At 31.7% G+C, this 23,172-nt stretch carries 20 protein-coding genes and 1 tRNA gene; 5 read left to right on the forward strand and 16 right to left on the reverse strand.

Annotated features, from left to right (window positions below):
• The coding region (locus tag HOH73_05630; protein MBT5828338.1) for a hypothetical protein at nucleotides 1-183 on the forward strand (183 nt) is incomplete at its 5' end.
• Between the two features lie 417 nt (nucleotides 184-600).
• Here HOH73_05630 and HOH73_05635 read toward each other — a convergent pair.
• The 10 genes from HOH73_05635 to HOH73_05680 all read right to left on the reverse strand — a co-directional run bounded on the left by HOH73_05635 (nucleotide 601) and on the right by HOH73_05680 (nucleotide 12,306).
• The gene (locus HOH73_05635) at nucleotides 601-1,833 is read right to left on the reverse strand and encodes a phosphoglycerate kinase (GenBank protein MBT5828339.1); all 1,233 of its coding nucleotides are present in this window, start codon (nucleotides 1,831-1,833) and stop codon (nucleotides 601-603) included.
• Nucleotides 1,834-1,843: 10 nt separating this feature from the next.
• Nucleotides 1,844-2,842 (reverse strand): type I glyceraldehyde-3-phosphate dehydrogenase, encoded by a 999-nt coding sequence (gene gap, locus HOH73_05640; GenBank protein MBT5828340.1) that lies wholly within the window; start codon nucleotides 2,840-2,842, stop codon nucleotides 1,844-1,846.
• A 5-nt stretch (nucleotides 2,843-2,847) separates the two neighbouring features.
• On the reverse strand, nucleotides 2,848-3,303 hold the full coding sequence (locus HOH73_05645) for a hypothetical protein (protein ID MBT5828341.1): 456 nt from the start codon (nucleotides 3,301-3,303) through the stop codon (nucleotides 2,848-2,850).
• On the reverse strand, nucleotides 3,297-5,297 hold the full coding sequence (gene tkt, locus HOH73_05650; protein MBT5828342.1) for a transketolase: 2,001 nt from the start codon (nucleotides 5,295-5,297) through the stop codon (nucleotides 3,297-3,299). Before tkt ends, HOH73_05645 begins: the two co-directional genes overlap by 7 nt.
• Nucleotides 5,298-5,350: 53 nt before the next feature.
• Nucleotides 5,351-6,964, reverse strand: coding sequence for a cell division protein FtsZ (ftsZ, locus tag HOH73_05655; protein ID MBT5828343.1), 1,614 nt, complete (start codon nucleotides 6,962-6,964; stop codon nucleotides 5,351-5,353).
• A gap of 83 nt (nucleotides 6,965-7,047) precedes the next feature.
• Nucleotides 7,048-8,340, reverse strand: coding sequence for a cell division protein FtsA (gene ftsA / locus HOH73_05660; protein MBT5828344.1), 1,293 nt, complete (start codon nucleotides 8,338-8,340; stop codon nucleotides 7,048-7,050).
• Nucleotides 8,333-9,103 carry an FtsQ-type POTRA domain-containing protein gene (locus tag HOH73_05665; GenBank protein ID MBT5828345.1) on the reverse strand — a complete coding sequence of 257 codons (771 nt, stop codon included), beginning with the start codon at nucleotides 9,101-9,103 and terminating at the stop codon, nucleotides 8,333-8,335. The genes ftsA and HOH73_05665 overlap by 8 nt, the downstream gene beginning before the upstream one ends.
• The gene (locus HOH73_05670) at nucleotides 9,093-9,989 is read right to left on the reverse strand and encodes a D-alanine--D-alanine ligase (protein MBT5828346.1); all 897 of its coding nucleotides are present in this window, start codon (nucleotides 9,987-9,989) and stop codon (nucleotides 9,093-9,095) included. The genes HOH73_05665 and HOH73_05670 overlap by 11 nt, the downstream gene beginning before the upstream one ends.
• A complete protein-coding gene (murB, locus tag HOH73_05675) occupies nucleotides 9,986-10,882 on the reverse strand; it encodes a UDP-N-acetylmuramate dehydrogenase (protein MBT5828347.1) in 897 nt (298 codons plus the stop codon). The genes HOH73_05670 and murB overlap by 4 nt, the downstream gene beginning before the upstream one ends.
• Complete coding sequence (locus tag HOH73_05680; protein ID MBT5828348.1) at nucleotides 10,879-12,306, reverse strand: UDP-N-acetylmuramate--L-alanine ligase; 1,428 nt, start codon at nucleotides 12,304-12,306, stop codon at nucleotides 10,879-10,881. The genes murB and HOH73_05680 overlap by 4 nt, the downstream gene beginning before the upstream one ends.
• A gap of 172 nt (nucleotides 12,307-12,478) precedes the next feature.
• Between HOH73_05680 and HOH73_05685 the strand changes: the two genes are divergently transcribed.
• The 4 genes from HOH73_05685 to HOH73_05700 all read left to right on the forward strand — a co-directional run bounded on the left by HOH73_05685 (nucleotide 12,479) and on the right by HOH73_05700 (nucleotide 15,119).
• Nucleotides 12,479-12,553 (forward strand) — tRNA-Gln (locus HOH73_05685).
• Nucleotides 12,554-12,641: 88 nt separating this feature from the next.
• A complete protein-coding gene (locus HOH73_05690) occupies nucleotides 12,642-12,932 on the forward strand; it encodes an ETC complex I subunit (protein MBT5828349.1) in 291 nt (96 codons plus the stop codon).
• Nucleotides 12,933-12,946: 14 nt separating this feature from the next.
• Nucleotides 12,947-13,816, forward strand: coding sequence for a hypothetical protein (locus HOH73_05695; protein ID MBT5828350.1), 870 nt, complete (start codon nucleotides 12,947-12,949; stop codon nucleotides 13,814-13,816).
• Nucleotides 13,803-15,119: a hypothetical protein gene (locus tag HOH73_05700; protein ID MBT5828351.1), complete on the forward strand. Its 1,317-nt coding sequence runs from the start codon at nucleotides 13,803-13,805 to the stop codon at nucleotides 15,117-15,119. The genes HOH73_05695 and HOH73_05700 overlap by 14 nt, the downstream gene beginning before the upstream one ends.
• On the opposite strand, the gene HOH73_05705 is transcribed toward HOH73_05700, so the two are convergent.
• From HOH73_05705 to HOH73_05730, 6 genes are all read right to left on the reverse strand, one after another.
• Nucleotides 15,116-16,315: a hypothetical protein gene (locus HOH73_05705; protein ID MBT5828352.1), complete on the reverse strand. Its 1,200-nt coding sequence runs from the start codon at nucleotides 16,313-16,315 to the stop codon at nucleotides 15,116-15,118. The two genes, HOH73_05700 and HOH73_05705, sit on opposite strands and share 4 nt — an antisense overlap.
• Nucleotides 16,316-16,577: 262 nt before the next feature.
• Complete coding sequence (locus HOH73_05710; protein ID MBT5828353.1) at nucleotides 16,578-19,238, reverse strand: pyruvate, phosphate dikinase; 2,661 nt, start codon at nucleotides 19,236-19,238, stop codon at nucleotides 16,578-16,580.
• Nucleotide 19,239: 1 nt separating this feature from the next.
• Nucleotides 19,240-21,372: a glycine--tRNA ligase subunit beta gene (locus HOH73_05715; GenBank protein MBT5828354.1), complete on the reverse strand. Its 2,133-nt coding sequence runs from the start codon at nucleotides 21,370-21,372 to the stop codon at nucleotides 19,240-19,242.
• 1 nt (nucleotide 21,373) lies between these two features.
• Nucleotides 21,374-21,721 carry an aspartate 1-decarboxylase gene (locus HOH73_05720; GenBank protein ID MBT5828355.1) on the reverse strand — a complete coding sequence of 116 codons (348 nt, stop codon included), beginning with the start codon at nucleotides 21,719-21,721 and terminating at the stop codon, nucleotides 21,374-21,376.
• A 52-nt stretch (nucleotides 21,722-21,773) separates the two neighbouring features.
• Nucleotides 21,774-22,619 carry a glycine--tRNA ligase subunit alpha gene (locus HOH73_05725; GenBank protein ID MBT5828356.1) on the reverse strand — a complete coding sequence of 282 codons (846 nt, stop codon included), beginning with the start codon at nucleotides 22,617-22,619 and terminating at the stop codon, nucleotides 21,774-21,776.
• An 83-nt stretch (nucleotides 22,620-22,702) separates the two neighbouring features.
• A partial coding sequence (locus HOH73_05730) for a hypothetical protein (GenBank protein ID MBT5828357.1) occupies nucleotides 22,703-23,172 on the reverse strand: 470 nt, incomplete at its 5' end.

Raw genomic sequence — 23,172 nt, forward strand, 5'->3', positions numbered from 1 at the left:
ACATTAGAATTGGAAGAAGAGTCATATTTTTCTGACTTTAAACCAGATTTAGAAAAAATAGGTCATAAAGTAAAAGTAAGAGATTTAACCAGCGGAATTCATGCTATCTTCATCGATAATGAACGAAAAATCATCTCAGCCGGTATCGATAAAAGACGAGAAGGAGCCGCAACAGGTGAATAACTAATTTAACATGCGTCACAACATCATCTTATCTTTACCCTCTCAGCAAAACTAAATGCGTGCGCTCAATATTTTCAATTAATTAACTTAAATGCAACTATTTTACAGCATCTTCTCTAAAATATTATGTCTAACTATATATCATTCGCACTTATATATTTTTAGTAATTAGCATCATAACATAATGAAGCAATCAACGCAGCTAAACTTAAATTTAAGAAATATTACGATGAATTTAATCAGCTTTATATCCGGCTAATGCTAATAAGTAATAATTAATCTATAAAGTTCTAATTATATTTATGCATCTTAAATAAAATAATTATGCAAATATTATTAATTAATCAGAGTAAAACTGCAGAATCTTTTAGCTAATAAATCTTGAGCTAAACCCCCAAATGTAATTTTTTATAGTAATTATGATGCTTTTTTTGCTAAGTCTTGGGTAAAATTATCTTGTAAAGCTCTAATACCTGGACTTTCTTTACCCTCTAACCACTCTAAAAATGCACCACCTGCTGTTGATAAATAAGTAAAACTGTCTTTTAAATAACTATTAGTTAATGCAGCAACCACATCACCTCCCCCAGCAACTGATAGTAAATCCTTATTTTGTGTGTGATACGCAACCGCTCTCGCCACAGTTTCAGTTGCAACATTAAAAGGTCTAAACTCAAAAGCACCTAATGGACCATTCCACACAATGGTTTTACATTTTTTAAGGTTAGTTATAATTTCTATCGTGCTATAAGGACCAACATCCAAAATCATTTTATCTGCTGGAACATTATGAACATTAACTACCTCGCAATGACCAATATTATCTAAGCCATCTGCTATTACTACATCTTCTGGTAATATAATTTTACAATTATGCTTCTTAGCATTAGCTAAAATATTTTTTGCTGTTTCTAACAAATCATCTTCGCAAATTGAAGTACCAATATTAATATTTTGCGCTTTTAAAAAACTGTTGGCCATTCCACCACCAATTACTAAGATATCAGCATCTTTAACTAAATTATCTAGTAAGTTCAATTTTGAAGATATTTTCGAACCTCCAACAATAGCTGCAAAAGGTCTTTCAGGCTTCATTAAATTAGCTTCCACATTAGATAATTCCTCTTGAAATAAAACCCCAATTCCAGCAGGTAAAAACTTAGGTAAAGCAGAAATAGATGCATGAGACCTGTGTGAACAAGAAAAAGTATCATTAATGTAAATATCGCCAAGCATAGCTAATTCTTTAGCAAAATCTTCATCATTACTCTCTTCACCCGCATAAAATCTTAAATTCTCTAATAGCAAAACCTCACCTGACCTTAATTTAGCCACAGCTTCCTTTGCATTATCGCCAATGCAATCTACACAAAATTTGGCTGGCCTGTCTTTTGGTAAAAATTTATTTAATGCATCAACTATTGGAGCTAATGATAAAGATGGATCATATTGCCCCTTAGGACGCCCAAAATGAGATAATAAAATAATTTTAGCCTCCCTTTCAAGCAAATATTCAATAGTAGGTATAACTCTAGCTATTCTTGAATTATCAACTATTTTTCCATGACTAACTGGAACATTTAAATCTACACGAACTAAAATATTTTTATTTTTTAATTCAAAGTCGCCTAATATATTTATGTTTTCCATTTAATCTAAATTAGAAGTTTTTTGCAATATCTAACATTCTAACTGAGAATGCCCATTCATTATCATACCATGCAGCAATTCTAATAAAATTATCCTTTAAAACTTTAGTGCCTGTTGCATCAAAATAAGAACTTTCAATAGTTTGATTAAAATCTATAGATACTAATTCCTCTTCGGTATAACCTAAAACTCTACTCATAGAACCTGCTGCTGCAGCTTTAATTAACTTATTTAAATTATCTGCCGTGATAGATTTATTAGCTAAAAAACAAAAATCTATCATCGAAACATTCGCAGTTGGCACTCTAATTGCAGTGCCATCTAATCTACCATTTAACTCCGGTATCACCTTGCCAATAGCTTTAGCAGCACCAGTAGATGTAGGGATCATTGAGCTGTAAGCTGCTCTTGCTCTTCTTAGATCATTATGACTCGCATCAGCTGCGTTTTGATCGTTAGTAACTGCATGAATCGTAGTTACAAAACCTTTTAAAATTTCTAAATTATCATGTAACACCTTCGCAACCGGTGCCAAACAATTAGTTGTGCATGAGCCTATTGAAATTATATTATCTTTTGCAGTTAATAAGTTATCATTTACACCATGCACTATCATTTTAATATCATCACCTTTAGCAGGGGCAGAAATCATAACTTTTTTAGCTCCAGCTGTTAAATGCTTACCAGCTCCTGCTCTATCTTTAAAAGCTCCAGTACATTCCATAACAATATCTATATTATGCTCTGTCCATGGTGCATTTTCTGGCTCTCTCTCACGAAACACTTTAACTTCTTTACCATTTATAATTAAAGAATTTTCCTTTAATTCCAAGGTACCAGGAAATCTTCCATGAATTGAATCATATTTTAATAAATGATAATGATTTTCAATAGGGCCCCTACCATTAATAGCTACCAACTCAATATTTGGGGCTAATCCCATTGCCCACGCTCTAGCTACACATCTTCCAATTCTGCCAAAACCATTAATTGCTATTCTTACACTCATTATTGCTATCCTTCTATTTGTTTTATGTAAAATTTATACGCCTCAGCAAACCCCTCTAATGATTTGTCTATTTCCGTAATTCCTTTAATAATTATTGATAACTCTCTTCCTTTACTCATTTGTGTAATTAAAGTTTGTCTATCAGAATTTTTAAAAAACACATTTAAACCAGTATTCATATAAGATGAAACTTCTTTTTGGCGATCAACCTTAAAATTAACACCTCTTGTTAAGTTTAAATCATTATGCGCAACCGCTAAATAATATTTAGTAAATACTATAGCACCCCTGCCCTGCTCATTTTTAAAGGGACTACCAATAAAACATTCGTTTTTAGCAGTCATTAAATTCTGTTTACAAGATACTAACCACTCACCAAAAGGTTTATTTAGCTCATTTGGTAAATTTTGAGCAAAACTCTTGATAGAAAACAATAAACAAAATAGGAAGATTTTTAGCATAATAAGTTCTTAACTTCTTTAATAATATTCTCTGCTGTTAAACCAAAATGCTCATATAAATCACTTGCTTTACCAGAAGCACCAAAACTATTCATACCAATAAATTTATCGACATAACGATCAAAACTATAAGATCTAGATGCCTCAATAGCAACCTTTGGACCTTTACCTAAGCAACTTTCAATGTAAACTTTACTTTGCTCAGCAAATAAAGTAACGGAAGGCATGGACACAACCCTAACTCCTATTTTCTCTGCTTCTAGCAACTTCTTTGCTTGCATAGCAATCTCAACCTCAGAACCAGATGCAACAATAGTCGCTTGATATGTGTGTTCTTCAGCAGCTATGATATAACCGCCTTTTGCAACATTGTTATTTGCACTAGTTTCATTGCTAAATTGTTTTAATGCTTGCCTAGTTAAACTTAACGCTACTGGCCTATCTTTAAAATTCAAAGCTAATTGCCATGCTTCTAATGTTTCTACTGTATCGCATGGTCTAATTACCACTAAATTTGGCACCAACCTTAGTGCATCCAAATGCTCAATCGGTTGATGCGTAGGACCATCTTCTCCTAAACCAATTGAATCATGCGTAAACACATATATTACTTGCTGCTCCATTAAAGCTGACAACCTAATAGCAGGCTTACAATAATCACTAAATACTAAAAAAGTGCCAGAATATGGGATAAATCCACCATATAACGCCATACCATTCATAATAGCTCCCATTGCATGCTCCCTGATACCATAATGAACATATCTGCCATTATAATTATTCGTAGTTATAGAAGCTGTATTTGATGTTTTAGTATTATTTGAACCAGTTAAATCGGCAGAACCACCTATTAATTGTGGTACAAATTTAGTAAATAACTCTAGAGCCTCTCCCGATGCTTGTCTAGTTGCTATTGCCTTCTTCTCGGCAACTAAATTTTGCTTAAACTTAATTATTTCAGCTTCAAATTCTGCAAAACTCTTAGTTAAAAAACTATTAAATTCATCTTTTTGCGCATTATTATCTAACTTAGCTTGCCACGCCTCATATGATTTTTTACCCTGTAAACCAATTTCGTGCCAACCAGACAGAATGTTATCTGGGATTTCAAATGCAGCATAAGGCCAATTTAAAGCTGCTTTAGTAAGTTTTATTTCCTCTTCACCCAATGGCGAACCATGCGATTTTGCACTAGCTGATTTATTTGGTGAACCATAAGCTATGATAGTTTTACAAGCAATCATTGTTGGCTTATCTGAACGCTTAGCCTGGTTAAGCGCATCATCAATTTCTTGATGATTATGTCCATCTACCGCAATAACATTCCAGCCACAAGCTTTAAATCTAGCTTTTTGATCTTCACTGCTAGTCAAACTAACCTCACCATCTATACAAATGTTGTTATCATCAAATAAAACTATTAATTTATTTAATTTGTGATGACCTGCAAATGAAATAGATTCTTGTGAAATACCTTCCATCAAGCAACCATCTCCTACCATAACATAAGTAAAATGATCAATTAAATTTGGAAATCTAGCTGAAAGCAACCTCTCAGCAAAAGCCATGCCAACTCCATTAGCTAAACCTTGCCCCAAAGGACCTGTTGTAGTTTCAATAGCCTCTAACATCTCAACTTCAGGGTGACCTGCTGTTTTTGCTCCTAATTGTCTAAAGTCTTTTAAATCATCTAAGGTTATATCTTCATAACCACATAAATATGCCAACGCATAGATTAACATTGAACCATGACCAGCTGATAAGATAAATCTATCGCGATTAGCCCAAGTTGGATTTTTACTAGAAAATTTTAAATGGTTTTTAAACAAAATAGTTGCAACATCTGCAAAACCTAAAGGCAAACCAGGGTGACCAGATTTTGCCTTTTCAACCGCATCCATTGCTAGAGCTCTTATTGCATTAGCCAGTTCCTGTTCTGTGATATTTAATAAGCTATTTTCATTTTGCTCAAAATTATTAGAAGTTAATTTCATAATATATTAAAGTAATTTTATTTAGTATTTGCGTTTAATTAGCTATTGATAACTTACTTACTACCTCCCTCCTTGTTTCTTAGGAAGGTTGGTACATTGAGTATGTCATCACTTAAAACCAAATCAGATGATTCTTCCACTTGGTTTTTATGGTTAAATTCTTTAGCGTGACTTGTTGCATTATTTGCTAAAATAGAATTGTTATCTTTAAAAAAACTAAAAATCCCACCAAGCGTGTATTTTGCTTTTGACTCGCTATTTTTGATATTATGCTCTTCTTCATGTACAACATTATTAGAACTTGCTTGTTTAGCTTCTTGCGCATTTTCTATATTTAGAGAAGCTATTTTTTCAGAGTTCTCAGCATTCTTAAGATCGCTGCCTTTTGCAGAGTTTTCTAAATTATTAACATTGCTGCCTTGTTCGCCAGTTTCATTAATTTGAGCTACACTTTGAGTAAATAAGTTTATTTCTTCATTTCTAGTATTTGCTTGCTGTAATGAAGCAGGGTCTACTACTTGAGGTGGGATAAAAGCATTGTTAAAATCCAGCTTTTCCTTGTCGCTAACTTCTTGATTTTCTACTTTAGGTGCATACTCATTTACTTGATGCTCTACCCTAGACTCTGATTTATTATTGTTTGGCACTTCTGATAAAAACTGATTTTTTTGTGCATTTTGTCCTGGAGAATTTTCAATTGAGTCTAAATCAATACCAGTTGCCACAACCGAAACCCTAATCTTACCATCTAATTCTTTATCAAAAGTAGAGCCAAAAATAATATTTGCGTTTGGATCTACCTCATCTTTAATCCTTTGTGCTGCTTCATCAGCCTCAAATAAAGTCATATCCAAGCCACCAGATATATTGATTAAAACTCCTTTTGCTCCTTGCATAGATGCATTGTCTAAAAGAGGGTTTGAAATTGCAGATTCTGCCGCATCCAAAGCTCTTTTGTCGCCTCCAGATTCACCAGTACCCATCATTGCTTTACCCATACCGCCCATAATAGCTCTGATATCAGCAAAATCTAAATTTATTAGGCCAGGCATAGTCATTAAATCAGTTACTCCTTTAATTCCTGAATATAAAATGTCATCAACCATACTAAATGCATCAGCAAAAGTAGTTTGCTCATTCGCTTTGTGAAACAAATTTTGATTTGGAATGCAGATCAAAGTATCAACATGTTTTTGCATCTCACTAACCCCATTTTCTGCCGCCTTCATACGAAATGAACCCTCAAAGTGAAAAGGCTTAGTGATAACTCCAACGGTTAAAATACCAACCTCTCTACATAACTTAGCTATAGCTGGTGCCGCGCCTGTTCCTGTACCACCACCCATGCCAGCTGTTATAAAAACCATGTTACTATCACTTAACTGTGATAAAATTTCTTCTTTTGACTCATCTACCGCTTTACCTCCTACTTCTGGAGAGGAACCAGCGCCAAGACCTTTGGTTAAATCTTCCCCAAGCTGTATTTTTGTGCCTGCTTTAGAGTAAGATAATGCTTGAGCATCAGTATTAGCAACGACAAAATTTACACCCTGCAATTCTAAGCTAATCATGTTATTAATAGCGTTACCACCTGCGCCACCCACGCCCAAAACTGTAATTTTAGGTATCATTGTTTTCTTCTCCGGAATATCAATATTTAAGGTCATTTTAATTACATAATTTTTACATAAAATATAATATTTAATTTATCTTTAAACACAACTTTTAATGTAATAGAAAAAAGCAGGAGCTAGAAATATTTCCTTAGGAAATCCGCAAATATATTATAATAACTTAAACTCTTTATCTTGCTAAAAACCAATGATTTATTGTTAAAACCCTTGAATTCTGTATGATTATATTTCTGGTGACTAATCGCATGATTTACCAAACCATAAACCGTAGAAAAATGCGTACTTCTATGCTCATCCGGCATATTTTCTATAATTTGTGGCTTTGCTATTTTTACCCTAACATTAAAAATATTTTTAGTTAATTCAGCAACCCCCATTAAGTTTGCACCACCGCCAGTTAACACAATATTTCCCATAGCTTTGCCATAAGCTTGACTTGCTATTTTATCTGTAGTTAAAAATTTGTTAATGTAAGTCATAACCTCCTTCATTCTGTCATGAATGATTTCACATAATTTATGCTTTTGTATGTAATATCCCCCTGTCGTGTTTTCTTCTGTTTTTATCATATCAAATAAATCAATTGTATCACTTGCCTTATCTGATTCAAAAAAAACTCCACCATATAGCGCCTTCACCCTTTCTGCATCTGCCTTACTTAGAGAAAAAATCTGCTGTATATCCTTAGTAAGCAATTTACCACCAAAAGGAAAAGACACAATATATTGCATTTTCCCTTCGCAAAAAATAGAAATAGAAATATTACCATCCCCAATGTCAAATAAAGTTACACCATTTTGCCTTTCTTCATAAGTTAAAACAGCTAGAGCAGATGCATAAGCTGAGGGAATTACACCAGCCACATTCAAATGACATTTTGCTAAGCAATTTAATAAATTCTGTAAAGAGCTACTTGCTATTTTTACTAAGTTTAAATTTGCAGTTAGTTTTTTACCACACATGTAACATGGGTTACTTATACCAGTTACCCCATCAATATTATAATCAACTGGCACACATTGAATAATTTCTGAGTTAAAATCTACATAGCTTTCAAAAGCCCTTTCATTAATCCGCTTAATATCTCGATCACTTACTTCTGAACCAGAAATATCTAATTCGATTTGCTCAAATTGAGACCTTAACTTATTACCACTAAAGTTAACAAAAACCTCTTCAATAGAACAATTTGCAGACTTCTCCGCCGCCGAAATAGCTAGAACTATTGAACTTTCTAGTGATTTCAAATCAGAAATAACACCATCCACACCAATACCTTTAGATATCTGATGACCTATGCCAATTATTTTAGGGTTATTTACACAATCTATTTCTGCTACTAAACAGACAATTTTACTTGAGCCAATATCTAAAACATTTATGTAGTTTTTATTATGTACTTTAGCCAACTTCTCTAATTATTTTTAAGTTTTTAGGATTGTTAATATCAAGCTCCAAGAATAATCTATCTTTCACCCTAAGATCAATAGATTTAATTTTATTCTCTAAAAATCTCATCTCATCATTTAACTCCAAAAATAAACTCCATGCAGATTTCGGATCTTTTTGAGGTAATTTTACTATCATATCATTAATAAATTTTATATTCCACCTTTGCTCGCTTATTCTAATAACTTCTACTACAAAATTATACATGTTTTTGTCTAATTTAAGAAATTCTGATAAGCTAGAGGAGTGTTTCCTTGCATTATAACCAGATAAAACAATAAAATCAGAAAATCTTGTTATATCTTCGCCACGCAATTCTTTAATGATGTTACCTTTTACATCAATAATGAAATATTCATTTTCTTCATATAAAATAAACTCTGCTTTCTTTTCAACAATAAAAATCTCAACAATATCTGGAAAAATAACTTTCAACGAAACAGATTCAATCCAAAAGTTTTTTGCCAATCTTTCCTGATTAGCAATTACATCTATAGCAAAAATATCATCGCCATTTTTAAAATCTAAATTATCTATTATTTCTTCAATAGTGATATAAGAAAGTTCATTAACATGAATTTCCTGCACTATAAAACCCTGCTCATTAGTAGATTTCTTTACAATATTTTGTAACTTATTAAAATTATAATTTACATATATTGCTAAAATAATTAACGAAATAAGAGCAATAATGTTAAGTAATTTAAAATATCTAATTTTCATAATTTGCATGAGCTATTAACTGCTCCACAATATCAATAAAATTGATGTTTTTTTCTTTTGCGATCAAAGGTACCAAGGACTTTTCAGTAAAACCTGGATGAGTATTTATTTCTAACAGAAAAGTTTCGGTGCCCTTAACCAGAAAATCAACTCTGCTAATATAATTACAGCCTAAAAAATTATGTAATAATTCGGCCTGTGCCAAAATTTTCTCACTTGCAATTGTAGTAATATTTGGCGAAACATTATATTTTGTATTACTCGAACTATATTTTGCTTCATAATCATAGAATTCTGTGGCTGCTGAAATTTCAACCATACCTATTGCTTTATTAGCCAAAATTGCCACATGTACTTCTTGCCCCTTTATATATTCTTCTATTATTATTGGACCATAAGCAAAATATTCTTGCTTTAAGATAAAATCTTTTGGCTGCTTAATGATATGCACACCTACCGAAGAACCAGAAGAATATGGTTTTATCACAAAGGGTTGCTCCAAGATAGACTTATCCACCTGTTTAAAATCATCTAGGTTATTTACCAAAATATATGCTGGTTGATTTAAACTTAATTGAGCTGCTACTCTTTTAGCTAACATTTTATTAAAACCAATAGCAGATGCCCTACTATTTGAATGTGTATATGGTATTTTCATTATGTCTAATAGAGCAGCTAACCTACCATCTTCTAAAAATGAACCATGGCCCGCGTTAAAGACTAAATCTATGTTATTTTCCTTTAATTTTATTGGCGTATTTTCATCCAACTCTAGAGCAATAAAATCACAATTTAACTCTGCCAACGCTTTAATTACAGCATCTTTAGTCATATGTGAAATTTCTCTTTCATTAGAATTGCCACCATAAATTACAGCTATCTTCATTTTTCACCTATAATTTTTATTTCCCAATCCAATGTAATTCCAGTTTTAGCAAGAACCTTTATGCGTACCAACTCACCAAGATCTTCCAGATCTTTAGCTGTTGCAGCACCTCTATTAATCATAAAATTACAATGTTTCTCAGACATAATAGCATCGCCAATTGCCAAACCTCTGCAACCTGCTTGATCAATTAATTGCCAGGCTTTTTTACCCAAAGGATTTTGAAAACTACTACCACCTGTCTTTGCTCTAATAGGTTGTGATGCCTCTCGATTTTCTTGTATTTCTTTTATTTTTTGTTTAATCTCTAATGCTCTACCCTCTTGCCCTGTCAAAATAGCTTTTACATAAATTAAATCTTTATCTGGTGCAGACCTTCTGTAAGTGTAATTCATTTGCTCTTTGCTTAACTCATGCAAAACTCCCTTTTTGTCATAGCCATAGATTTTTTTAACTACATCTTTAAACTCAGCGCCATAAGCACCTGCATTCATTTTTATAGCACCTCCTATACTACCTGGAATGCCACTTAAAAACTCTAAACCAGCAATATTGGCATCTGCTGCAAATCTTGCAATATTTTGATCCAAATTAGCACAACCAACTTCTATTTCGGTTGCAGAAATTTGCTTAATATTAGTAAATGCTCTACCTAATTTTATAATACAACCACGATAACCACCCTCTCTAATTATAATATTAGAACCAACCCCTAAAGTTAAGATATCTAGATTAAAATTCTGTGCTAAAAATTCTTGTAACTCCTTTTCTGTTTTTGGTTTGAATAACAAGTCTGCCTTACCCCCTACTTGAAACCAGTTTATTTTGCTAAGCTTATAATTCTTTTTAAATGAAGTAGAATTTACAATAAAGCTCTCCAATCTCTCATTCATAATATATTCTCTAATTTTGCAGGAAGTGAATTTGCATATTTTGTTATATCTCCAGCTCCCATAAAAATTACAGTGTCATTCTCACTTAAGTGCTCTTTAAGTAATATTTCAACATAGTTTAAATCATCCACAGCATATACATTTTTATGCCCATTATTTTGAATGGCTTTAATTAAAGCCATTTTATTAATACCAGAAATCTCCTGCTCTCCCGCTGCATAAACATCTGTAACAAATATTTTATCAGCTTCAATCAAACAATGAGAAAATTCATTAAATAAATCATAAAGCCTTGAATATCGATGTGGCTGCATTACCGCTATAACTTTTCCCCTTTTAGCTTTAATATCATTCATTTCTTTGACCGCGCCAAGCGATGCTTTTATTTCAGTTGGATGATGCCCATAATCATCAATTATGGTTATGTTGTTTTTTACTATACCAGTAATAGTAAGTCTTCTCTTAACGCCTAAAAAGCCAGCAAGTGATTTTTGGATATTGTCTATTTTAGCGCCAAGACCAAGAGCAACCGCAATAGCTGCTAATGAATTAGCTACATTATATTTGCCAAACATAGGTACAAAGAAGTTTTTATATGTACCAGCATAATTTGCTAATTTCACCTCTAAATCAAAGGCTAAACCATTTACTTTTGGCTTAATATTTACTGCTCTAACTAATGCTTCTTCACCCTCACCATAAGTAATAATCTTACGATCTTTAATTTCAGTAGATAAGTTTTTCAATTCCATATGATCAGAACATAAAACTGCAAAACCATAAAATGGCACCTTTTCAATAAAAGCTTTAAAAGCTGCTCTTAAGGTTGTAAAATTACCATAAAACTCCATATGCTCTGGATCTATGTTAGTTACCACCGCAATATGTGCTGGTAATTTATTAAAACTACCATCTGATTCATCTGCTTCCGCTACTAGCCAATCTCCTTTGCCTAGATATGCATTAGTATTACATGAATTTAAAATTCCACCATTAATCACAGTGGGTGCAAAGCCTAGATTCTCAAAAATATGTGCTATGATTGAAGTTGTGGTAGTTTTACCATGTGTGCCTGCAATAGTTATGCAATTTTTAAGAAACATAATTTCTTTTAACATATCTGCTCGATCAATTACAGGTATGTTTTTCTTTCTTGCTGCCACTACTTCTGGATTCTCATCACTTACAGCAGAACTTCTCACTAAAACTGAAATTTTATCAATGTTCTGTTCTTTTTGCCCAATAAATACTTTTATGCCAAGCTTCTCTAATCTATCAACATTAGCATTTTTAGTTAAATCTGAGCCCTGAATTTTACAACCTAAATTATATAATATCTCGGCAATACCACTCATGCCAATACCGCCTATGCCTGAAAAGTGAATTACACCAAATTTATCAGGGTAAAATTTTTTAGGTTCCATGTGAGCTAAAGCTATAAATTCAATACAAGAATAAAGCCAAATCTTAGAGATAGCAAATCATTTTGTCAGAAACACATATTAATTCATTAATAAGAGTCAAATAATATTATATTTATAAAATCTCTTGAAAATAACTTAATGCTTATTTATATTACCGGCTAAGTGCAAAAGATGGGATGTCGCCAAGTGGTAAGGCAGTGGTTTTTGGTACCGCCATGCGCAGGTTCGAATCCTGCCATCCCAGCCACCACAAGCAAATAAATATATTATTTGAATAATTGCCTTTTTATTATTTTATAGTAAAAATAAGAAAAATCTAAAATCTAAAATCTAAAATGCTAAAAAATATTAATGTTACTATTTGCAAGCCTAGCAACACAGCTATGCAATCTGGTACAAAAAACAAATTATGGCACATAAAATTTCCCACCGATCAAACCAAATTTAATTATGATTTAATGAATTGGACTGGCTCTAAAGATACTAAACAGCAATTATCCCTTAATTTTGCAACCAAAGAGCAAGCCATTAATTTTGCTGAGAAAAACAACTGGAAATACAATATAAAAGAACCTAAAAAGAGGATTGTCAAAGTAAAATCATATGCTGAGAATTTTACCAGTTAGTGTGACTCATTGAAATGATCAAAAAAAATATTCTAAAAAAAATTACATTATGGTTTATTTTATTGTTAATAACTTTTGCTGTGTTTTTTGTAATTTTAACTATAGTAAAAAATAAGCAAATAATAGCTAAGCAAAATCAAGCAAGTTTAAAATCACAGCTAATTGAGCTAAGCTCTAAACAAGATGAGCTTGATAAATTTGCAAACATAATCAAATATCAAAATATAGAATTAGCTCAATTAAAAGAGTTAGTTACAGCTTTAGAACTAAACTCTAACGCAGAAAATTTTACCGATATTGAAGAAGTTTCACCACCATGTCATAATCAAGAAATTCACAACCAACTGCCAATTAATCAAGCTGAGATTCTTACAAAATTAATTATAACCAAATTGCAGTTATTGCGAAGTTATATCTTACATGAAGAAGATATAAATTCTATTTTAGCTGATATTTTTAATTTAGTACCAACTAATTCTACGCTAAAAGAAAAATTCAGAAAATTAACTAACTCAGCAAATCTGCCTAAGCAAGCCGATTTAATTGAGCTAATTAATAAGCTAAATAGTGAGTTTAAAACGGAACAAGATCTGCCAAATGATAATTTTTTTGTTGATTTCATTAACAATTTCTCAGCTGATTTAATTACAGTAAAAAAAGTTAAAAACTTAAATAATAATAGCAAAACAACTAGGTTAAATAGCTTAAAAGCTTATATCCTTACAAAAGATTATGCAAATGCATCAAACTATATAAATGAATTAGATTTTATGCACCCACAATTAACCCTACTAAAAAGTAAACTAGTAGAAATTACTGATTATTTGCTTTTAACTGAAGATCTAATAATGCTTTTAGAAGGTAACCTAAATGATAAAATTTAGCCTTACCATCATAATCTCCCTATTTATTCTAAATTTTCTGGATAGATTTGTTAAAGATAGTGATAATTTGTTACTCTTTATTGGTGACTATCAAATTGAACTTAGTCAAAATTTTGCATTATTTACAGTAATAATAGCCTTTTTAATGTTAGTTTTACTAATATATATTCTAACCTCATGCTTGTTTTTCATAAAATATAGAAAATTAAAAAAAACCAATAACAAATATAGCAAAACTATTGATCTAGTTACCTCATATATGACTAACCTTGGTTTAGGAGACTTTAAAAATAGTGAAAAATCATTAAAAAAAATTAGTAAATCCTTGCCAAATCACCCTTTAAATCATTTACTTGATTTACAAAATAATAATGTAAATAAAGAAAAAAATATAATTAAAAATCTTAACAAATTAAAAAACTATCCTGAAACCAAGCATTTTGCCTTACAAGGACTTGCTGTTATAGAAAAGAACAATAAAAATTATCAAGGAGCTGAGCTATATTTAGAAGAATCTTTAAGTGAAACTCCTTATGCTGTAAATACTGTAAAAGCATTAATTGAAGTGTATTTTACTACTGCTAACTGGCCAAAATTAGAGAAAATTCTACATAAATCAATTAAACAAAAAATGATAGAAGCTAAAGATTATCATTTTGAACAAGCTATATGTTTTCTTAATTTAAGCAAACTTAGTACAGCAACCAAAGCTAAAGCTAAATATATTTTAGCTGCACAAAAAATGGAGCCAAATAATCCAGAAATTCAAATTAATTATGCTAAAACCCTATTAGCAAAAAAGAAAAAAATTACCTTAAATAAATATATTAAAAACCTTTGGCCAACATCGCCATTGAGTGAATTACTTGAGCTTTATTTAGCAAATGTTTCTAATAAAAACTCAAAAAAGAAATTCCAACTAATTAGCGAATTAATTAACCTAAACCCTAGGAGTGAAACTGCTATTATAAAATATGTTGAGCTTGCTTTACTCGAACAAAAAAATATTAATAAAGCAAAATTATTGTTAAAAGAATATTTAAATCATATTAATTCGGAAAAATTATATGATCTAGCACTTAAGTTTTTTGATCAAACTAGTGGCAATATAGAAGATCAAGAATTTTATGAAAGATTAATGAAAGAAAATAGTAATTACAATAATTATACTAGTTTCATCTGTAGCAAATGCCAAACTCAACATGATGTATGGCAGGAAAAATGCAATAATTGCACGGCTAAAAACAGCTTAAAATATGGTTATGTCAAAGCACTAGCATTGTTAAAAATAGAGCATATTTAACTTAAATCTTGCAAAATTTCAGCTGCAAAAAACAAAGAACCTGCAAAAAGAATATTGTGATAATTTTTATCTGCTAAAATTTTATTAAAAGCTAAATGATAACTTTTGTAAGTTTCAACAGAAACTAAATCCTCATCCAAGTTATTTACTCTTATAGATTCATCATTATGCGTAATTTCAGTTAAATAAATTTTGGCTGAGGTTTCTTGTAAAATAGTCAAAAAGTTTTTTATATCTTTACGCAAAACCATGGCAATTATTATATGTGAAATGTTTTTTTCCTTAATAAAACTCTTAAGTGCCTTTGCCGCATCTATATTATGGCCACCATCTAGAAAAGCTTGCTGGTTAAAGTTACTATATTTTTCTTTTATATTCTTGGTTATATTTTGCAATCTAGCTGGCCATGATAAGAAGTTCTTATAGTCTTGTTTTATTTTTTGCTTAGTTAAATTACTAAATACTGTAGCAGCTAATTTAAAATTTTCTTTTTGATGTTCACCATCTAAACCAAGATTAGTCGGTAAAGCTTCCTGATAATCTTGGTAAAAATTAATCTCACATTTTTTCTCCACTGCTATCTTAACTAGCAAATCTTTTACTGATTTTACTTGCTTGCCAATAAATAGTTTTGAGTTTGTTTTGATGATAGCTGCTTTTTCATGCGCTATATCAATAATATTATCTCCTAAAAATTCTTGATGATCATGGGATATTGGGGTAATTATTTGTGCTAATTTTTGCTCAAATATATTTGTCGCATCTAATCTACCCCCTAAGCCCACTTCTATAATGTTGTAATTGGCTTTAAATCTTGCAAAAGCATCTAAAGCCATAACTGTAGTTCCTTCAAAAAATGTAATAGATAGATTATGCTCTGTAGAAATTTTTTGATATTTTAAACTTAATTTATGCAATTCTTCATCTGAAATATCAATGCCATTTAAATTAATTCTTTCATTAAAATTCAATAGATGTGGCGAGCTATATAAATTAACTGAATATCCAGCAGCAAGTAGGAAAGAGCGAAGAAATGCGCTAGTTGAGCCTTTACCATTAGTACCTGCAACATGAATAACATTACTTAACTTCTTTTCTGGATTTTGCGCTAAATTTAATAACTTCTTTACTCTACTTAACTCCAAATCAACATCTTTCATGCCTTTGAATTTAGGCCAAATTGGTATTTTCACCATTTTATTTTAACTCATTATATATTGCTAATTAAAAAACATTTCATTTTATATTATTATTTAGGTAATTTTTTATAAAATAACTAATTAAAATAGCTAAACGGCATTTTGCAGAAAATAAAACTGCTTTGTTTTTTTTGCATAAAGAAATCTAATTTACTAAAAAAAACAGCTAAATATCTTAATTTCAAAAAATATAACAAATAAAGCTATTATTGAAGTTAGAAAATATGAATAGACAAAATTAACCAAAAAACATAGCTGCTTAGTTTAATTTCTTGTTTTTAATTGCAGAAATACTAGCTGCTAATCTCGCTATAGGAACTCTATATGGTGAACATGATACATAGTCAAAACCTAATTTATCACATAATTCTATTGATTTTGGATCTCCTCCATGTTCGCCACAAATTCCTAATTTAATGTTGCTCCTAGTTTTTCGTCCCCTTTCTGCTGCAATCTTCAATAATTCTCCAACACCATCTTCATCTAACCTTACAAATGGATCTTGTTCTATTATTTTTTTCTCAATATATTCAGAAATAAAAGAGCTACTATCATCTCTAGACATACCATATGTAGTTTGAGTCAAATCATTTGTACCAAAGCTAAAATATTCTGCTTCTTCCGCGATTTCTCCAGCTCTAAGAGCTGCTCTTGGTAACTCTATCATGGTACCTATTTTAAAATTTAGCTCAGCTTTATATTCAGTTAAAACTTCCTTAGCTACATTTAAAATTATCTCCTTTAATATCTTAAGCTCTCTAGCACTAAAAATTAAAGGCACCATAATTTCTATATTTGCTTTAGTTTTACTTGTGATTGCTGCTACAAAAATTGCTCTAGCCTGCATTTCATAAATTTCTGGATAAGTTATACCTAATCTACAACCTCTATGACCTAGCATAGGATTAGATTCACTCAATAATTTCATTCTATCCTTAAGCTTACTTTCTTCCATTCCAGAAACTCTGGCAACTTCCGCTATTTCACTTTCAGTATGTGGTAAAAACTCATGTAATGGTGGATCTAACAACCTAATATTTACTGCCTTATTCTCCATAATAGCAAAAATTTGTGTAAAATCTTTAATCTGCATAGGTAATAATTTTGCTAAAGCATGCTTTCTGCCTTCTAAATTATTAGCTAAAATCATCTCCCTAACTGCAACTATACGATCACCTTCAAAGAACATATGCTCAGTTCTACATAGACCAATACCCTCAGCACCAAATTTTATTGCTTTTGCACAATCTACTGGTGTTTCAGCATTAGTTCTAATTTGCAATCTGCGATATTTATCTGCAAGTATCATGATCTGATTAAAATCATCAGATAAATTGGCTTCTATAGTCTTAACCTTACCTGGCATAACCTCACCGGTGGCGCCATTTATAGTTAAGTAATCACCTTCTTTGAAAGTAAAATCTTTAATTTGTAAAGTTTTACTTTTTTGGTCAATTTTCAAATCACCCGCTCCACTAACGCAAGGTTTACCCATGCCTCTTGCCACAACCGCAGCATGTGAGGTCATACCTCCTCTTGCAGTTAAAATTCCTTGGGATGCATGCATGCCACTTATATCTTCTGGACTTGTTTCGATTCTAACTAAAATAACATCTTCTTTTTTTAGTTTAAAATGCTCTGCATCTTCTGCTGAAAATACTATTTTACCCACTGCCGCACCTGGTGATGCAGGTAAACCCTTGGTAATTACTTCTTTTTTGTCATTTGGATCTAAAGTTGGGTGCAATAACTGATCTATTGCAAGAGGATCAATTCTAAGTAATGCCTCTTCTTCAGAAATAAGGCCCTCCTTTAACATATCAGATGCTATTTTTATACTAGCTTTCGCGGTTCTTTTACCACTTCTGGTTTGTAAAATCCACAATTTGTTATTTTCAATAGTAAACTCTATATCTTGCATGTCACAATAATGTGCTTCTAACTTCTTATATAAGACCACTAATTCTTGATATAAATTTGGCAAAGCTTCTTCCATTGCAAGCAATTCACTATTTTGCTTATTTTTCAAATCTAAAGTAATAGGACATGGTGTTCTAATTCCTGCCACCACATCTTCTCCTTGCGCATTTATTAGATATTCTCCATAAAATAACTTCTCTCCAGTTGAAGGGTCTCTAGTAAAAGCAACACCTGTAGCACAATCATCGCCCATATTACCAAATACCATTGATTGCACATTTACTGCAGTACCCCATTCTTGTGGTATTTCATTTAACTTACGATAGGTAATTGCTCGGTCAGTCATCCAAGAATCAAAAACCGCACTAATAGCTCCCCATAATTGCTCTTTGGCATCTTCTGGGAAGACATTACCAGTTATTTCTTCTACTTTCTCTTTAAACTCTTCCGCTAACTCTTTTAAGTCTTCTGCTTTTAAATCTATATCCTCAGTTACAGATTTAACCCGCTTCTTATCTGCTAATATTTGCTCAAATTCAAAATGATCTACATTTAAAACTACATCAGCATACATTTGGATAAAACGGCGATATGAGTCATAGGCAAATCTGGCATTACCAGTTTTTTTTGCTATAGAATCTGCTATCTCTGCATTTATTCCTAAATTCAAAACTGTGTCCATCATACCAGGCATAGACGCTCTTGCACCTGATCTGACAGATACTAATAATGGATTTTCTTTGTCACCAAATTTTTTACCTAAATTATCTTCGATATTTTTAATCGCTTGCTCTAATTCAGCTTCAAGCTCTTTTGGATAAGAACAATCATTTTTATAATAATATGTACATACTTCCGTTGTAATTGTTAAGCCTAAAGGTACAGGTATACCAATTTTAGACATTTCAGCTAAATTAGCGCCTTTTCCCCCTAGAAGGTTTCTCATTGATGCATCTCCCTCTGCTTTTCCATCACCGAAACTATATACCCATTTAGTCATATTATTTATTTTTTAAGTTAAACGATTTTTCTATTTTGCTAAAATTTGCAAAACAATTAACAGTTTTGCACAGAGTTGCAAGTAATTTTAGCCTATTTTGCCTGATTGTTTTATCCTTATCATTTACCACTAATTCCGCAAAAAAACATTCAATAGGATTTATAAGTTCTGTTAATTTGTTAAATGCAGCTTCATAATCATCAGATTTTAGCAAATTAGGCAAATTAGATTTTATAGTTTTATAAGCTGAAAACAACTCTTTCTCACTATTTTCCTTCCACATTAACAAATGTAGCCTTTTATGATATGATACCCCATCCTCCTTTTCTGCTTTTAGATAAATATTAGAAGCACGATTATACGCAGCTAGTAACTTTTGCCCTTCATCAGTTCTTAATTTGTGATCTAAAAAAAGCGACATATCTCTAATTTTGGTCAAATCATCTAACTTATTATCATTAAAAACAGCATTTATTATGTCCTGAGAGATATTTTGCCCTTTAAGTAGGTTTCTTAATTTATCAAAAATAAAATTAACCAACTCATTTTTCACATGCTCTTTTAGAGCTTTTGCTTCAATTTCTGGATAAATGTCCCCAACCTTTTTAAGTAATATATTGTAATTATTTAATGATTTTGTAACAACTAAGCCAAGAGGAATATTTAATTTTTTATCTATAATTATTCTGACTATAGCAATTGCTAACCTTCTAAGCCCATAAGGGTCTTTCGATCCAGTTGGTTTTTCTCCAGCTAGAGTTAATGCTACTAAATTATTTACCCTATCAGCTAAAGCCACACAAATTGAAGTTGAATCTGCTGGACAATCATCAACCATAGATCTTGGCTTATAATGATCTTTTATCGCTGCTGTAATATTAGGTGTTAAATCTTCTGCTTTAGCATAATAACTGCCCATTACACCTTGCAACTCAGGTAACTCACTCACCATTTCTGTAGTTAAATCAACTTTTGCTAATCTCGCTGCCACCTCTATATCTACTGGATGAGAGTTTTTAACCCAAACTGAAATATATTTTGCCAAATTAGCATTATTTTCACTTTGATTTTTTAAGTTACCAACTTTCTGGTGAAAAATGATTTTTTCTAAATTATTAAATCTATCACTTAAACTAATTTTTAAGTCTTCATCAAAGAAAAATTTAGCATCTTCTAATCTGGCTCTTAAAACCCTTTCATTACCATTAATAATAACCTGATTATTTACTGCATCATTATTACTAACAAAAATGAAATATGGTGCTAAGTCACCATCTTTATTTCTAACACAAAAATATTTCTGATGATTTTTTAAAGTAGTAATTAAAACCTCCTCAGGCAAATGCATAAAATCTCTTTGTATTTCACCCATCAAAACAACAGGGTATTCAACCAAACCTGCAACCTCTTCTAACAAAGAGCTATCTTCATGCAAAACCAAATTATTAGCTGCGCAAATCTTATTGATTTCATCACATATAGAATTTTGCCTTTCCACTTGCGCTAAAATGACAAATTCTGCTTTTAATTTATCCTTATAAGATTTTATCGTACTTATGTTAAGCGCTGCTTTTTGCCCCAGAAAACGATGCCCGTAAGTCAAATTATTTGCCTTAATATCTGCATATTCTAATGGTAATATTTTATTGTCATAAAGGCATAAAATATTTCTTAACGGCCTTACCCATCTTGCATTTGTACTGTTCCAGCGCATGGTTTTTGGCCATAATTTAGCAATATCTAAAATTAACTTATTTAGAATTTTAGTTAACTCAGCTATAATTGTTTCAGAGTTAAACTCCTTTATAAAAAAATAATATTCTTCTTCACCTACTTTTTTCAAAGTTAATTGTTCAATATTTTGCAAATTATGTTTTTGCAAAAATCCTTGAATTGCCTTTGCATGAGCATTTAGCTTTGGCCCTCTAATATGATTGTTATTTTGCCCAGTTTTATATGTTAAGTTATTAGCTAACACTGCAACTCTTCTTGGCGTAACAAAAACTTCTAGCTCACCCAAAAAGCCCATATTATTTAATGAGTTTGTAGCTAAAGCTTGCAATTTTTCAGCAAATTTCTTTTGTATTTTAGCGGGAATTTCTTCTGAAAATAATTCTAATATTAATTCACTCATTTTAAACTATATCGTTATTTTTATCTAACAATATAACCTTTGGCTTGAAATCTCTAGCTTCTTTTTCACTCATTTGCGCATAAGCACAAATTATTACTAAATCATCTTTATTGGTTAAATGTGCTGCCGCCCCGTTTATACCAATTTTTTTACTCCCACGCTCTGCTGGTATAGCATAGGTTGCAAATCTAGAACCATTAGTAATATTATATATTTCAACTCTTTCATTATCCAAAATACCGGCCTCATCAAGCAAATTTTGGTCTATAGAGATAGAGCCATTATATTCAAGGTCGGTTTCAGTTACTTTTGCCCTATGTAACTTGCATTTAAGTAAAGTTAAATTCATTATTTGTACTTAATTTTTATTTTTAAAATAATCATAATTTTTTTAATGTAAATCAAATAGCTACCGCTTCACAACAACCTTTAGCCATCTCTCTAACTTTAGCTAAATAATTAGCTCTTTCCGTTACACCTATTACCTTCCTTGCATCAAGCATATTTAGTGTGTGACTTGCTTTTAAACATTGCTCATAAGCAGGTAAAGCCAAATCTTTTTCTAGCAAAGTAAAACATTCTTGTTCAGCTTTAGCAAAATCAGCAAATAAATCATCTATATTTGCTACATCTATGTTGTAAGCCGAAAACTCCTGCTCTTGCTTGAGAAAAATCTCACCATAAGTTACACCTTCATTATTCCAAGCTAAATCATAAATACTTTCCTTTTTCTGAATATACATAGCAAGCCTCTCTAAGCCATAAGTTAATTCACCAGCTACTATCTTACATTCAATATTTCCAACTTGCTGCATATAGGTAAATTGACTAATCTCCATACCATCTAACCATACTTCCCAGCCTAAACCTGCAGCGCCAATTGAAGGATTTTCCCAATCATCTTCGACAAACCTTATATCATGTTTATTATGTGCTACACCAATATGACTTAATGACTCCAAATAAAAATCTTGAATTTCTGCTGGAGCAGGCTTTAATATTACCTGCATTTGATGATGCATTTGCAATCTATTTGGATTTTTACCATATCGCCCATCTTTAGGTCTTCTGGAAGGTTGTACATAACATGCTTTCCACGCATTTTTTGCCAATACATTTAATGCTGTAGCAGGGTGTAAAGTTCCAGCACCAACTGAAGCATCGTAGCCAGGTAAAATAACACAGCCCTTTTTAGCCCAAAACTCTTGTAATTTAGCGATGATATTTTGAAATGATTTATCTTGCATTTTATATTAAAATTAACTTTTGCTAAAAAATATCTAAATATTAGCAAAACATCAAGAGAAAGCTAGCTAAAGCGCTAGCTAATTTATTTTTTTGCTTTTCTGTGATATTCTTTTCTCATTTCAGCACGCTTCTGTTTAAAATCTTCTTCCATATCAATAATATCTTGCCTATATTCCTCTCTTAACTTTTCTCTTCTAAGACTTTCCTCTTGTCTCTCCTCATCTTGCCTTGCTCTTAAAGAGTTTCCACCCTCTGCTTCGTCATCTGAGTCTACTCCTCTTGCTCTTCGCTCGCTTCTCCTTTCTTTCTTGTTACCCTCTGCTTCGTCATCTGAGTCTACTCCTCTTGCTCTTCGCTCGTCTCTCCTTTCTTTCTTGTTACCCTCTGCTTCATCATCTGAATCTACTCCTCTTGATCTTCGCTCGCTTCTCCTTTCTTTATTGTTACCCTCTTCGTCATCTGAGTCTACCGCCCTTGATCTTCGCTCGCTTCTCCTTTCTTTATTGTTACCCTCTTCGTCATCTGAGTCTACCGCCCTTGATCTTCGCTCGC

It is taken from the genome of Alphaproteobacteria bacterium (assembly GCA_018667735.1).
Lineage (GTDB): Bacteria > Pseudomonadota > Alphaproteobacteria > Rickettsiales > JABIRX01 > JABIRX01.

What these genes read in the sequence shown, in the direction of transcription:
- HOH73_05715 (MBT5828354.1), bottom strand. Translation starts at nt 21,372, where the DNA reads ATGAGTGAATTAATATTAGAATTATTTTCAGAAGAAATTCCCGCTAAA.
- HOH73_05690 (MBT5828349.1), top strand. Translation starts at nt 12,642, where the DNA reads ATGCTAAAAAATATTAATGTTACTATTTGCAAGCCTAGCAACACAGCT.
- HOH73_05680 (MBT5828348.1), bottom strand. Translation starts at nt 12,306, where the DNA reads ATGGAACCTAAAAAATTTTACCCTGATAAATTTGGTGTAATTCACTTT.
- HOH73_05725 (MBT5828356.1), bottom strand. Translation starts at nt 22,619, where the DNA reads ATGCAAGATAAATCATTTCAAAATATCATCGCTAAATTACAAGAGTTT.
- HOH73_05670 (MBT5828346.1), bottom strand. Translation starts at nt 9,989, where the DNA reads ATGAAGATAGCTGTAATTTATGGTGGCAATTCTAATGAAAGAGAAATT.
- gap (MBT5828340.1), bottom strand. Translation starts at nt 2,842, where the DNA reads ATGAGTGTAAGAATAGCAATTAATGGTTTTGGCAGAATTGGAAGATGT.
- HOH73_05695 (MBT5828350.1), top strand. Translation starts at nt 12,947, where the DNA reads ATGATCAAAAAAAATATTCTAAAAAAAATTACATTATGGTTTATTTTA.
- tkt (MBT5828342.1), bottom strand. Translation starts at nt 5,297, where the DNA reads ATGAAATTAACTTCTAATAATTTTGAGCAAAATGAAAATAGCTTATTA.
- ftsZ (MBT5828343.1), bottom strand. Translation starts at nt 6,964, where the DNA reads ATGACCTTAAATATTGATATTCCGGAGAAGAAAACAATGATACCTAAA.
- HOH73_05705 (MBT5828352.1), bottom strand. Translation starts at nt 16,315, where the DNA reads ATGGTGAAAATACCAATTTGGCCTAAATTCAAAGGCATGAAAGATGTT.
- HOH73_05700 (MBT5828351.1), top strand. Translation starts at nt 13,803, where the DNA reads ATGATAAAATTTAGCCTTACCATCATAATCTCCCTATTTATTCTAAAT.
- HOH73_05645 (MBT5828341.1), bottom strand. Translation starts at nt 3,303, where the DNA reads ATGCTAAAAATCTTCCTATTTTGTTTATTGTTTTCTATCAAGAGTTTT.
- HOH73_05710 (MBT5828353.1), bottom strand. Translation starts at nt 19,238, where the DNA reads ATGACTAAATGGGTATATAGTTTCGGTGATGGAAAAGCAGAGGGAGAT.
- HOH73_05720 (MBT5828355.1), bottom strand. Translation starts at nt 21,721, where the DNA reads ATGAATTTAACTTTACTTAAATGCAAGTTACATAGGGCAAAAGTAACT.
- HOH73_05635 (MBT5828339.1), bottom strand. Translation starts at nt 1,833, where the DNA reads ATGGAAAACATAAATATATTAGGCGACTTTGAATTAAAAAATAAAAAT.
- HOH73_05665 (MBT5828345.1), bottom strand. Translation starts at nt 9,103, where the DNA reads ATGAAAATTAGATATTTTAAATTACTTAACATTATTGCTCTTATTTCG.
- murB (MBT5828347.1), bottom strand. Translation starts at nt 10,882, where the DNA reads ATGAATGAGAGATTGGAGAGCTTTATTGTAAATTCTACTTCATTTAAA.